At 68.7% G+C, this 12,658-nt stretch carries 8 protein-coding genes; 5 read left to right on the forward strand and 3 right to left on the reverse strand.

The window, feature by feature from the left end:
• The first annotated feature begins 242 nt into the window (after nt 1-242).
• Together rpoD and LDO11_RS01075 are read left to right on the forward strand one after the other, a co-directional pair.
• Complete coding sequence (rpoD, locus tag LDO11_RS01070; RefSeq protein WP_232139874.1) at nt 243-2,123, forward strand: RNA polymerase sigma factor RpoD; 1,881 nt, start codon at nt 243-245, stop codon at nt 2,121-2,123.
• Between the two features lie 212 nt (nt 2,124-2,335).
• Complete coding sequence (locus LDO11_RS01075; protein ID WP_232139875.1) at nt 2,336-3,235, forward strand: NAD(P)/FAD-dependent oxidoreductase; 900 nt, start codon at nt 2,336-2,338, stop codon at nt 3,233-3,235.
• On the opposite strand, the gene LDO11_RS01080 is transcribed toward LDO11_RS01075, so the two are convergent.
• Nucleotides 3,224-3,604: a hypothetical protein gene (locus LDO11_RS01080; protein ID WP_232139876.1), complete on the reverse strand. Its 381-nt coding sequence runs from the start codon at nt 3,602-3,604 to the stop codon at nt 3,224-3,226. The genes LDO11_RS01075 and LDO11_RS01080 overlap by 12 nt on opposite strands.
• A gap of 636 nt (nt 3,605-4,240) precedes the next feature.
• Here LDO11_RS01080 and LDO11_RS01085 point away from each other — a divergent pair.
• Nucleotides 4,241-5,377, forward strand: a complete 1,137-nt coding sequence (locus tag LDO11_RS01085; protein ID WP_232139877.1) for a sensor histidine kinase — start codon at nt 4,241-4,243, stop codon at nt 5,375-5,377.
• Between the two features lie 158 nt (nt 5,378-5,535).
• Here the strand turns inward: LDO11_RS01085 and LDO11_RS01090 are convergent, their stop codons facing one another.
• Nucleotides 5,536-7,839 (reverse strand): TonB-dependent receptor, encoded by a 2,304-nt coding sequence (locus LDO11_RS01090; RefSeq protein ID WP_232139878.1) that lies wholly within the window; start codon nt 7,837-7,839, stop codon nt 5,536-5,538.
• Nucleotides 7,840-7,997: 158 nt separating this feature from the next.
• Here LDO11_RS01090 and LDO11_RS01095 point away from each other — a divergent pair, with 158 nt between their 5' ends.
• Complete coding sequence (locus LDO11_RS01095) at nt 7,998-10,157, forward strand: alkaline phosphatase D family protein (protein WP_232139879.1); 2,160 nt, start codon at nt 7,998-8,000, stop codon at nt 10,155-10,157.
• Here LDO11_RS01095 and LDO11_RS01100 read toward each other — a convergent pair.
• Complete coding sequence (locus LDO11_RS01100) at nt 10,105-11,223, reverse strand: glycerophosphodiester phosphodiesterase (protein WP_232139880.1); 1,119 nt, start codon at nt 11,221-11,223, stop codon at nt 10,105-10,107. The genes LDO11_RS01095 and LDO11_RS01100 overlap by 53 nt on opposite strands.
• 412 nt (nt 11,224-11,635) lie before the next feature.
• Here LDO11_RS01100 and LDO11_RS01105 point away from each other — a divergent pair, with 412 nt between their 5' ends.
• Complete coding sequence (locus tag LDO11_RS01105) at nt 11,636-12,634, forward strand: LLM class flavin-dependent oxidoreductase (RefSeq protein WP_232140312.1); 999 nt, start codon at nt 11,636-11,638, stop codon at nt 12,632-12,634.
• The last annotated feature ends 24 nt before the right edge of the window (nt 12,635-12,658 follow it).

A 12,658-nucleotide genomic window follows, 5' to 3' on the forward strand; every position in this document is an offset into this window, starting at 1 on the left:
AGGCCCCCGCAACGCATCGCGGCGGGGTTGCTTCCACAGGCCGGGCCACCGGAGTGCGGGGCGGGTGGAAATCCACGCGAGCAGCCCCATATCCATCTCCGGGCCGGTTGCACAGGCCCCTCAAGCGTCCCGCCGCGTACCTGAACCGCGCGGCGTCCATGCCCGGTTTTGCCCCGGGAAACGGACCGCTGCTGGTATAATTACGGGTTCACTTTTTTCCAATCTTCTGGTAGCGCGATTCTATGGCCAACGAACGTCAGGCGGCGCCGCAGTCCGACATCAAGCAGCTGATCAGCAAGGGCCTGGAGCAGGGCTATCTGACCTACGCCGAGGTCAACGATCACCTGCCCGACGACCTCGTCGATCCGGAGCAGATCGAAGACATCATCGGCATGATCAACGGCATGGGCATCCAGGTCCACGAGACCACGCCCGATGCCGAGACCCTGCTGCTGGCCGGTGAAGCCAGTGGCAACCGCGATGTCGACGACACCGCCGCCGAGGAAGCCGCCGCCACCCTGACCGCGCTCGACGGCGAGGGCGGCCGCACCACCGACCCGGTGCGCATGTACATGCGCGAGATGGGCACGGTGGAGCTGCTGACCCGCGAGGGCGAGATCGCCATCGCCAAGCGCATCGAGGAAGGCCTGAACCAGATGCTTGCCGCGCTGGCGAGCTTCCCGTGGTCGGTCCAGCTGCTGCTCGAGGACTTCGAGCTGCACAAGGCCGGCAAGAAGCGCCTGCCGGAGATCGTGGTCGGCTTCAACGACCTCATCGAGGAGCAGGACGCGCTCGCCGCCGCTGCCGAGGAAGAGGCCGCCAACGCGCCGCCGGCCGATGCGGATGCCGAGGAGACCGAAGAGGACGAGGCCGATGATTCGTCCGAGACCGAGGAAGCCGGCCCGTCCGGCCCGGATCCGGCCGAGGTCGCGCGCCGCATGGACGCGATGGCCGCGATCTACACCAAGTTCCAGAAGTCCTACGCCAAGAACGGCGCCAATGCGAAGGCGGTGCTGAAGCTGCGCGAGGAGATGGCGGAGATCTTCGTCACCTTCAAGCTGCCGCTGCCGCTGATGGACACCCTCGTGCGCAAGCTGCGCGAGGTGGTCAACGAGATCAAGGACCACGAGCGCCGCATCCTCGACCTGTCCACCCGCGTGGCCAAGATGCCGCGCAAGGACTTCATCCGTGCCTGGGACGGCAACCAGACCAATACGGACTGGGCGGACGAGATGATCAAGCGCAAGCAGAAGTGGTCGTCGGCGCTCAAGGACGTGCGTGACCAGATCGTCGCCGAGCAGGAAGCCATCATCGCCACCGAGAAGGCGATGGGCGTGACGCTCACCGACCTCAAGGAAATCAACCGTGCGATGGCCTACGGCGAAGCCAAGGCGCGCAAGGCCAAGAAGGAAATGGTCGAGGCCAACCTGCGCCTGGTCATCTCGATCGCCAAGAAGTACACCAACCGCGGCCTGCAGTTCCTCGACCTGATCCAGGAAGGCAACATCGGCCTGATGAAGGCGGTCGACAAGTTCGAGCACCGCCGCGGCTTCAAGTTCTCGACCTATGCCACCTGGTGGATCCGCCAGGCGATCACGCGTTCGATCGCCGACCAGGCGCGCACCATCCGCATCCCGGTGCACATGATCGAGACGATCAACAAGTTGAACCGCATCAGCCGGCAGATGCTGCAGCAGTACGGCCGCGAGGCGACGCCGGAGGAACTGGCCCGGGAGATGGACATGCCCGAGGACAAGATCCGCAAGGTGATGAAGATCGCCAAGGAGCCGATCTCCATGGAAACCCCGATCGGCGACGACGAGGATTCGCACCTGGGCGACTTCATCGAGGACACCAACGTGGAGTCCCCGGTCGAGGCCACCACCAACATCAACCTGCAGGAAACGGTGCACGACGTGCTGGCCGGCCTGACCCCGCGCGAAGCCAAGGTGCTGCGCATGCGCTTCGGCATCGACATGAACACCGACCACACCCTCGAGGAAGTCGGCAAGCAGTTCGACGTCACCCGCGAGCGCATCCGCCAGATCGAGGCCAAGGCGCTGCGCAAGCTGCGCCACCCCAGCCGCTCGGAGCAGCTGCGCAGCTTCCTCGACATCGACTGAAGCCGCGTCACCGCTTCACCCGGAGAAGCCCGCCTCGCGCGGGCTTTTTCGTGTCTGCCGGCTGAGTGCCCGTGCGCTACCTGCGTAGCTGCAATCCTTCTCCCGCGTGCGGGAGAAGGTGGCGCGAAGCACGGGATGAGGGCGACCGCGCCAACCCCACGCGCCGATCACCCTGTCCCGCGCATCCTCCCGCGACGGCGCAGGAGACCGGCATGGCAGACCAGGTGGACGTGGCGATCATCGGTGGCGGCCCCGCGGGGCTGACCGCGGCGACCTATCTGCGGCGTTTCCTGCGCAGCTGCGTGGTCATCGACGCCGGCCACAGCCGTGCGCGCTACATCCCCGAAAGCCACAACTGCCCGGGCTTTCCGCAGGGCGTCTCCGGGCGCGAGCTGCTGGCGCGGATGCGTGCGCAGGCCGAAACGTTCGAGGCCCGGATCGTCGAGGCCCGTGTCGAGCGCATCGAGAACAGCGGGGAAGGCTTCACCGTCAGCGCCGGTGAGCGCCGCTGGCATGCGCGCAACGTCATCCTCGCCACCGGCGTGGCCGACCGCCTGCCCGAGGTGCCCTGGTGCGAGGACGCGATCGCCCGCGGTGCGCTGCGGCTGTGCGCGGTCTGCGATGCCTACGAGGCGCGCGACCAGCGCATCGGCATCCACGGCCCGGCCGATGGACTGATCGGCCACGCGCGCTTCCTGCGCGCCTATTCGCCCGACGTGGCGCTGCTGCCCACCGACCACGCGCTCGCCGGGGCCGATGCAGCCACCGCCCGCGAACTGGGCGTGCGCGTGCTGCCACCGGGAGGCACGCTCGACTTCGACGGCGAGCGCTGCCACTACCGCACGCCGGAGGGCGACGAGACCTTCGACACCATCTACCCCTACCTCGGCCACCACAGCTATGCCGACCTGCTGCGCGGCCTCGGCCTGCCCGCCGACGAGGGCGAACTCAAGGTCGACCTCCACCAGCAGACCCGCATCCCCGGCCTCTACGCCATCGGTGACGTGGTCAGCGGCCTCAACCAGATCTCCGTGGCCTTCGGGCAGGCCGCCATCGCCGCCACCCACGCCCACAACACGCTGCCGCACAGGCCGCGCGGATCAGTCCTGTAAAGCCAGTGCGGGGAAGTGTTCCTCGGCATGGCAGTTGGCGCAGAGAAGAATGCACTTCGCGAGTCCGATGCGGATATCGGCTTCGGTCCTGTTCGAAAGCGCGCGAAGATCGAGATTGAAGCGCTTCGCACCGGGGTCAAGGTGATGCCAGGTCAATGCAGCGACATTGCGGCGATATCCGCAGCGGCTGCAGCATCCCCCCGCTTCGCTGACCAGTTGCAGCTTGCGTCTCGTGCCACGGGCCTGCTGGGCACGGTAGCTCTGATGGCGGTGATTGGTGTCCGCGTTCTTGCATGAGCAACTACAGAATCGACGCTGACGGCCACGCAGCGGCTGCTGACAGACCACGCATCCCGCGTTGGTGTCCATGGGGTCCTTCCTGATCCGGCAGGTCGATGAGACTTTGAATTAGGTAAGATCGCACTGGCAACGGGCCTATAGCTCAACGGTTAGAGCAGAGGACTCATCGAAAGGTGACCCCGGCATCGGAAGGGCCGGCGGAAAAACGGGATGAATTCAGGGAAACCGCAGCGGCGGCCGCATTGGCCGGACGGTGGCAATCCTGAGCCAAGCCGGCGGTACACCGCCGGAAGGTGCAGAGACTACCTGGGGGCTGCAGTGCCCTTGATGACAGGCTAGAGCGTCCCGCACCCCACCAGCGCAGGCTGCGGGTGATGAGATAGTCCGCGCCGGGCGGAAACGCCCGGGAAAGCGAATCCTTTGGTTCCAGGTTCGAATCCTGGTGGGCCCACCATTCCGGTCTGGACGTGCGCGATGACGCGCACCCGCCACGACGGCCGCGGGCCGGACACCGGCATCGCCGCTGGTGCCCGCGATCGTCCGCGAGCTTTTTCTCTGAACGGCCGAATGTGACGCGCTGGATGCCGGGACGGCCCCGTCCTTCGGCGCCCGCAAACGGCCTGCTGACCCATTCACTTTTCCAGCGTCGCCCGGCATGTATTACTCCGCCATAGTGGCGGCGGCGCCGACGAGCACGGGTAGAGGATGCGGCTAGCGGACTACATCGAACACAACGCCACGGCGATCGTGGACGCGGCGGAAGAGTTCGCCGGCAGCCAGCTCGCCGGCCGTGTGGCGCTGGACAGCGAGACACTGCGTGACCACCTGCCGCAGATCCTCGCGATCATCGTCACCGACCTGCGCGGCAGCCAGACCGCGCAGCGTGAACGCGAGAAGGCCGAGGGCGAGCACGACACCCCGGCCACCTCGCCGATGTCGCCGGCGCAGTGGCACGGCCAGCTGCGCGCGAAATCCGGCTTCAGTATCCAGCACCTCGTGGCGGAGTACCGTGTGCTGCGCGCGGCGGTGTTGCGCCTGTGGCGCGAGCAGGAGCCGGTGAGTGCCGAAACGTTCGAAGACATGACGCGGTTCAACCAGGCCATCGACCAGGCGATCGCCGAATCCGTGGCCTACTACGCGGCCGAAGTCGAACGCTGGCGCAACATCTTCCTCGGCGTCCTCGGCCATGACCTGCGTGGCCCGCTCACCGCGATCCTGCTGACATCCAACCTGATGTCGAAGATGACGACCGACGCGCCGCTGTCGCGCCTGGCCAGGCGCCTGATCATGAGTGGCGAGCGCATGTCCACCCTGCTCGACGACCTGCTGGACTTCAGCCGCACCTCGCTGGGCATGGGCATCCGGATCACGCGCAGGCATGCGGACCTCACCCGGGAGCTGCGCGACGAGGTCGAGATGCTGCGCATGGCGTGGCCGGATACGCGGATCAGGCTCGATGCCCCCGAACGGCTCGAGGCCCGTGTCGATGCATCACGGCTGCGCGAGGCGGTGTGCAACCTGGTCAACAACGCGGTGAAGCACGGCGATGCGCGCGGCGACGTGCGGATCGCCCTCGGCGAGGATGGCGACGGCGTGGTGCTGACCGTCGAGAACAGGGGCGCCACCATCCCCGAGGCCACGCTGTCGACGATGTTCGATCCACTGCGCCGCGGTGCCGAATACGACGGAGTGGACGACGACGCCAGCCTCGGCCTGGGGCTGTTCGTGGTGCGCGAGGTGGTCAGGGCGCACGACGGCGAGATCACCGTACGCTCCGGGAGCGACACCACCACCTTCACCCTGCGCCTGCCGACCACTGCGGCCACCACCGACGCATCCTGAGTACGGCGGGGCGGGCGCCGCCTTTTCGGCCACCACGTCCAGCCCGGAGTCTTCGCCGTTGCGATGACATGCACGGCGACATCTCCGGTGGGGGCATCCATGCCCCGCAGTGCGCCGGCCCTGTCCCCCTCCGGGCCAAGGTGCAGGCCCGGGAGACCTCAGAAACGCCCGGTGAGGGTGACCCCGTACAGCCGCGGGCTGCCCTGGATGAAGGTCGGCGTGCCGAACAGGCGGCCGGTGTTGCCGCCGTCGATCAGGTAGGCCTTGTCGGTGAGGTTGGACGCGTACACGCCGAGGTCCCAGCGACCGTCGGCCGTGCGCACGCCGGCCTTGAGGTTGTACAGCGCGTAGCCGGCCTGCTCGATCCCCTCGAAGTTGTCGTCCTCGAAGTACACGTGCGAGCGCCAGTTCCAGCTCGGGCGCAGGTACCACTCGTGCGCGCCGGCCGGAAAGCGGATGTCCACGCCGGCGGATGCCGTGTGGTCGGGGGTCAGCCGGAAGCGGTTGCCGGCGAGTTCCTGCACGTTGCCGTCGTCGTCGGTGTCGTCGAAGCTGGCGTCGATGTAGCCGTAGTTGAGGAACGCCGAGAGCCGGTCGCTGGCGCGCCAGCTCATGGACAGTTCGGCACCCCACGCGGTGGCGTTGCCGCCGTTGGCCCGCACGTAGCGCAGGCTGTCGTCGTCGCGCACGGTGGTCTGGAAGTTGCTGTACTCGTAGCGGTACGCGGCGACGTCGTAGACGAAGCGGCCGCCGTCGAACGCGCCCTTCAGGCCCAGCTCGCCGCTGATCACGATCTCGTCGTCGATGATCTCGCTCGACAGCGCGTCCACGTTGACCACGTTCGGGCGTCGGCCGCGTGAGATCGAGGCGTAGCCGGTCAGGTCGTCGTTGATCGCGTAGTCGGCCACTGCACGCCCGACCAGGGACCTGAAGCTTTCGCTGCGCTCGACCAGGGGCGAGGGCAGGTACAGCAGGTTCGGGAAGGCGGCCGGGCCGTTGACCGGCATCATGCCGAGCATGCTGGGTACGCCGAGGAAGTCGGACTGGTAGCCGGCGGTCACGTCCTCATGCGTGCCGCGCAGGCCGAGCGTCAGGTTCAGGCGGTCGTTCACCGCCCAGGTGCCGTCGGCGAACAGTTCCCAGGCGGTGGTGTCGCCGTGGTTGATGTACTGCTCCTCGTGGTAGGGCTTGAGCGGCACCACCACGCCCGGGGCGATCGGCAGCGCGGTGACCATCTCGTTCGGGCGACCATCGGGCAGCAGCGGCGGGATGCCGAGGCCCAGCACCGGCATGGTCACCAGGCTGCGTTCGTTGGTGCGCAGCACGACGCGCTGGCTGCCCTGCTCCTGGAAGTACGACACACCACCGAACCCGGTGAAGCGGCCGCCGCCGTCGTAGTTGAAGCGGAATTCCTGGCTGGTTTGCTTGCCCCGCGCATCCTCGGCGAACTCGGCCACGAACACCTGCGCACCGTCGCCGTCGAACTCCTCGTGCGAGTCGAACTCGCGCCATCCGGTGATCGTCGACAGCGACCACGACGGCGACAGGTGGAAGTTGCCGAGCAGGGTCACGCCATTGACCGTGCGGTCCAGACCGAGCTGGTCACCCCGGTTGAGGTCCGCGGTGCCATCGAGCACGTCCAGGCTGCCGCGGCGCGTGGGGATGGTGCCGCTGCGGAACGCGGTGCCGGGTGGTGCATCCTTCTGGAAATTGAAGATCAGGTCGAGCGAATCGGTGTCGCGCAGGTCGAGCCGGAAGCTGGTGCGAAGCGCAAGCGTGTCCTTGCCGTTGAGGTCGCCGCCGGACAGGTTCTCGATGAAGCCGTCGCGCTTCTCATGGAAGAGTGCGATGCGCGCATACAGCGTGTCGCCGACCAGCGGAGCGTTGGCGTAGCCACTGGCCTGGGTCGCGCCGTGGTTGCCGATGCCGACGGTGTAGCCGGATTCGTAGCCGTTGAAGGCCTTGTTCTGGATCAGGTGCACGGCGCCGATCTGCGCGCCGCGGCCGAACAGCGTGCCCTGCGGGCCGCGCAGCACTTCCACGCGTTCGAGGTCGAAGGGCTGCACGATCGAGCCGCGCGACCTGGAAATCGAAACGCCGTCCTGGAACACCGACACGCGCGGCTCGACGTTGGCCTCGCCGCTGTCCGAGGTGATGCCGCGGATCACGAAGCCCGGGTTGTTTGGGCTCTGTTCCTGCACCACCAGGCCCGGTACCACGTTGCCGATGTCGGTGAAGTCGCGGACGTTGTAGTCCTGCAGGAACTCGCCGGAGTAGGCGCTGATCGCGATCGGCACCTCCTGCACCTGCTGCTCGCGCTTCTGCGCGGTGACGATCATCCGGTCGAGTTCGACGACACCATCGGGTGCGACGTCCTGCGCGTTGGCGGTCAGCGGGGCTGCGCAGGCGGCAACCAGGGCAAGGCGCAGGGACAGGGCGAGCGGATGGCGGCGGCAGGACATGCGGATCTCCGGCAATGGCCCGGCGTGTGCCGGGCGTTGAAGGCCCGCACCTTCGCCGCCGCAAATGTCAGCACGATGACGCCCACGCGGCACCGTACTGTCAACGCCGCGTCATTACCGGCGGGAAGCATGTCGGCTTCATCAAACGGGGTGTGCGCATGCAGTCGACGGGACGCAGGAACTTCCTCAAGGTGATCGCCGTGTCCGCGGCGGCGGCGACCGTGCCTGCCGGACGCGTGCTGGCTGCCATGGCCGCCGACGCCATCACGGTGTCGCGCCTGCGCTTTCCGCAGTCGGTTGCGTCCGGCGATCCACGCCCTGACCGCGTGCTGTTGTGGACGCGCGTCGCGGCCGATGCCGATGGCGCGAGGCCGGTGCGGCTGCGCCTGCAGGTCGCCGAGGATGCGGGCTTCACCGCGCTCAGGGTCGACCGCGACGTGGCGGTGCCCGCCGACAGCGACGGCTGCATCAAGGTTCGCGTGGCGGGACTGGATGCGGGGAGCCGCTACCACTACCGGTTCCTGCTCGACGACGGCGGTGGCTTCGTGTCGTCGCCATACGGCCGCACCCGGACGGCGCCCGCGGCGGATGCCGACGTGCCGCTGCGCTTTGCGTTCCTGAGCTGCCAGGACTTCGGCGGGCGCTGGTACAACAGCCTGCTGCCGCTGCTCGACCAGGATCTGGACTTCGTGCTGCACCTGGGGGACTTCATCTACGAGACCGTGGGCGACCCCAGCTTCCAGGAGACCAGCGGCGAGCGCCGGATCGTGTTCGACGACGCCCGGGGCGCACTTGCACTGGGCGAAGGCGCGGGCCGCTACTTCGCCGCGCGCAGCCTGTCGAACTACCGACAGGTGCACCGCAGCTTCCGCAGCGACGAGGCGCTGCAGGCGCTGCTCGAGCACGCGCCGCTGGTCGCGATCTGGGATGACCACGAGTTCTCCGACGACTGCTGGCAGGACGTCGGCACCTACCGCGACGGTGCGGGCGACGAACGCGACCGCGAGCGTCGTCGCAACGCCGAGCAGGCGTACCTGGAATACATGCCGGTGGATCTCGACAGCGGCGGCGGCGACGGTCTGCCGGTCGAGCGCGGGCGGTTGCACCCCAACCTCTCGCTGTGGCGCGAGCTGCGCTTCGGCCGCGCGCTGCAGCTGCTGCTGACCGACTACCGCAGTGCGCGGCCGGATCATCCGATCCCGGAGGACGCGTTCCCGGGCCAGGTCGTCTATGACCGTCCCGCGCTGGAGGCCCGGTTGCCGAAGCTCGGCATGGACTACGCACGGCTCGCGCCATCGCTGATGCCCTATGTCGATCTCGCGCGGGACGAACACGCGCCCTTGCGAGAAGCGCTGCGCGCCGTGGTCACCGGCGCCTACGTGGCCGCGGGCCAGGCGCAGGTGGACGCGGTCGAGCGCGCCCGCGCGGCGACGTCCGGGCTCATGGCGCTGCCGGTGGTGGAGCGCTTTCTGGCCGGCTACAACTCGGCCGCGCCGGCAGAGCGACAGCTGCAGGCGCCCGATGCCGCAAGCCTGGACCGTGGCCTTGCCTGGCTGGGCCTGGGCAAGACCGCGCTGTTCGGTTCGATGGGCTCGCGCTACATGGTGGTCAAGGACAGCTACGACCTGTTCGCGGCCCTGCGTGCGCTCGACGGCGCGCCCAGCGCCTATGGCGCTGAGCAGCGCGACTGGCTGGCCACCAGGCTGCAGGCGCCGGATGCCCGCTTCCGCGTGGTGGCGAGCTCCGTCTCCTTCACCTCACTGGTGCTCGACCTGCGCGACGAGGCGATCGGTGCACCCGCCGCGATGCGCCACCGCTTCTACCTCAACGTCGACCACTGGGACGGCTTCCCGGTGGAGCGCGACCAGCTGCTCAGGGAGGTGTTCGACCCGGCCGGCGGCGTGATCCTGCTGTCGGGCGACATCCATGCCGGGTTCGCCACCCAGCATTCGGCGGCCACGGTGGAGTTCACCACGCCGGCGGTATCGTCCGAGCCGCTGAAGGGCATGATCGCGCGCACCGTGCAGGGCGACGACCCCGCGGTGCGGGCCGCCGGCGAGCGCATGGTGGCCAACCTCGACGCGATGTTCACTGCGGCCTTCAGCCCGATGCGTTATGCACAGAGCGGGCGCCACGGCGCGAGCGTGCTGGCGATCGATGGCGACCATGTCACGGTCGAGTTCCTCGAACTGCCGGCCGATGCCTGCCGCCAGCGTCTCTACGACGACCGCGCCGCGGTGCAGGCGCGCCTGCGACGGCAACGTTTCAGCGTGGATCGCCAGACCATGACCCTGCGTCCACAGCCCGACGGCCGATGACGACGTCATCGGTGAAGAAGCCATCGATGCCGGCCACCAGCAGCGCCCGGATGTGCGCCACCGCGCCGTCCTCGCTGCGGCTGCGCGGGTCCTCGCCCTGCCACAGGCTGCGCGGCAGGAAGTGGTTCTCCGGGCGGAAGGTGTAGGGCATCACCTGCAACCCGGCGGCATGCGCCGCAGCCACCAGCGGGGTCGGCCCGCCGAGGTGGCCATCGGCGTCCACGTCGACCACATAGCCCAGGTGCGGTCCGAGGATGTCGGCATAGGACGCGATGTCGCGCAGGCCGTCGGCGGTCAGCATCTGGCGATACGTCGGGCCGCCCGCTTCGGCGAGATCGGCCGGCAGCGCGTCGGGTGCGCCGAGCAGCTGCATCAGGCGGATGTTGGCGCGGCCGTCGCCGAGCCTGGCGCGCAGCGCGCGCAGGTTGGCGGTCTGGAACGACTGGATCACCACCGGCGCGGTGCGGGTGTAGGGATGCGCGGCCAGTGCGTCGAGCAGGCGCTCCTCCATGGCCAGCCCGCGTGCGATGAAGTAGCTGGAATGCTTGATTTCCGGGATCAGGCCGATCACCCGGCCGCGCGCCGTGGCCTCGCGCGCCACCAGGTCCACGATCTCGTCGAAGGTCGGCACCGGGTCACGGCCGTCGAAGGCGGTGCTGCGCAGCTGCGGCAGGCGCTCGCGGGCGCGCAGCGTGCGCAGCTCATCCAGGGTGAAATCCTCGACGAACCAGCCTTCCAGCTCGTGGCCGTCCACCGTGCGCGTCGTCCTGCGGCTGGCGAATTCCGGGTGTGCAGCCACGTCGGTGGTTCCGCCGATCTCGTTCTCGTGCCGCGCCACCAGCACACCGTCGCGGGTGGCGACCAGGTCGGGTTCGATGTAGTCGGCGCCTTCCCCGATCGCGCGTGCGTAGGCGGCGAGCGTGTGCTCGGGCAGGCTGGCGCTGGCGCCGCGATGGGCGATGACCAGCGGCTTCGCGGTGGGTTGTGCAGGATTGCTTCGTGGCACATCTGCGGCGTGGACGGAGATGGCAACCAGGGCGAACCCGAGCGCGAGGCAACGGAACATCGTCAACTCCAGCGGATGGCGGCACCCGGCATCATCACGGCCCGGCTTGACAGCGGTGTGACCCGTGGCGTCATGGCGGCATCTCGGCCGGCCGTCGTGTGCGGCACCGATCAAGCGCCGCAGCGGCTGCATCGGCACCGGCTTCGCGAAGCAGGGGCCAGCGCCCATGCCAGCCGCCCGTACCTACAGGGCACGCTGCGCGATGCCAGGGCGTTGCCATCCGGCGGCTTCATCCCCACGGTTGATCCGCGCCATCGCAGCCCCCATCCCTCCGGTATCGCACTCCAGCGCGTCCGCGCCGACGGGGTGGAATCCGGAGCTCTGCCATGTTGCCGATCCAGCGTCCCGCCGTCCGCCGCGCCCGCCCGGGCCCCAGGCAACGCTCGGAGATGCGGCGATGAGCGCGCGTGCCATGCCACGGCTGTCGATCCTCGAGCTGGGCCGCGTCCGTGAGGGTGGCGACCGCCGCACCGCGCTCGACGAGGCGCGCGAGCTCGCCCGCCAGGCGGAAGACTGGGGCTACGAGCGCTTCTGGATCGCCGAGCACCACAATATGCCGGCGGTCACCACTGCGGCTACCTCGATCGTCATCGCGCACGTGGCTGCGGGCACGAAACGCATCCGCGTGGGTGCCGGCGGGGTGATGCTGCCCAACCATGCGCCCTACGTCATCGCCGAGCAGTTCGGCACGCTGGCCACGCTGTTTCCCGGCCGCATCGATCTCGGTCTCGGGCGTGCTCCCGGTACCGACCAGTTGACCCTGCGCGCGCTGCGCCGTCCCCCGGGCAACTCCGACAACTTTCCGCAGGACGTGCAGGAACTGCAGGCGTGGCTCGGGCCGGTGCAGCCGGGCCAGCGCATCGAGGCGGTGCCGGGCTCGGGCACCGAGGTGCCGCTGTGGATCCTCGGCTCCAGCCTGTTCGGCGCGCAGCTCGCCGCCGAGCTCGGCCTGCCGTTCGGTTTCGCCTCGCACTTCGCACCGCAGGCGCTCGACCAGGCGCTGGCGATCTACCGCGAAGGCTTCAAGCCCTCGCCGCAGCTCGACCGGCCCTATGCACTGGTCGGCGTGAACATCGTTGCCGCGCCCACCGATGCCGAGGCGAAGCGCCTGGCGACCAGCCAGCAGATGTCGTTTGCCGACATCTTCCGTGGCGCACGCAACCTGACCCGGCCGCCGATCGACGACATCGACGACTACTGGACCCCGATGGAGAGGGCGCAGGCCTCGCAGATGCTCGCGCACAGCATCATCGGCGGCCCGGAGACGGTGCGCGCCGGCATGCAGGCGCTGGCCGAGCGCACCGGTGCCGACGAGCTGATGGTGGTGTCGGACGTGTACGACTTCGAGCTGAGGCTGCGCTCGTTCCGGATGATCGCGCAGATCGCAGGCACGCATCTGCCGGCGGCATAGCCGAGCCGCGCTGCCTGCGCAGTG

Origin of the sequence: Alterluteimonas muca (assembly GCF_021191595.1) — a bacterium.
GTDB lineage: Bacteria > Pseudomonadota > Gammaproteobacteria > Xanthomonadales > Xanthomonadaceae > Luteimonas > Luteimonas muca.